1 protein-coding gene is annotated in these 235 nt (G+C 71.5%); it reads right to left on the bottom strand.

Annotation, left to right across the window (positions count from 1 at the left end; genetic code table 11):
* Positions 1 to 235: alkaline phosphatase family protein (locus KVT39_RS37430; RefSeq protein WP_306795642.1), on the bottom strand; the 235-nt coding region annotated here is incomplete at both ends.

Below are 235 nucleotides of genomic sequence, written 5' to 3'. Positions count from 1 at the left end.
CGCGGGCGCCGGGTACGGGGGGCGGGCCGCGGCGATGTGCTGCGGCACCGGGAAGCCCACGGAGCGCGGGCCGGGGCGCGCGGAGAAATCGAATGCCGACGTGAGGACGCCGCAGATCGACCGGCGCCATGCGCTGATGTTCGGCTCCTTCACGCCGAAGCGCGCTACGAGAAAACGCAGCACCGATGTATGCTCGAACGTCTCCGAGCAGTCCCAGCCGCCCTTCGTCCACGGC

The sequence above is a fragment of the Burkholderia sp. GbtcB21 genome, from assembly GCF_019091065.1.
GTDB lineage: Bacteria > Pseudomonadota > Gammaproteobacteria > Burkholderiales > Burkholderiaceae > Burkholderia > Burkholderia pyrrocinia_C.
This window is presented reverse-complemented; position numbering and strand designations above follow the sequence as displayed.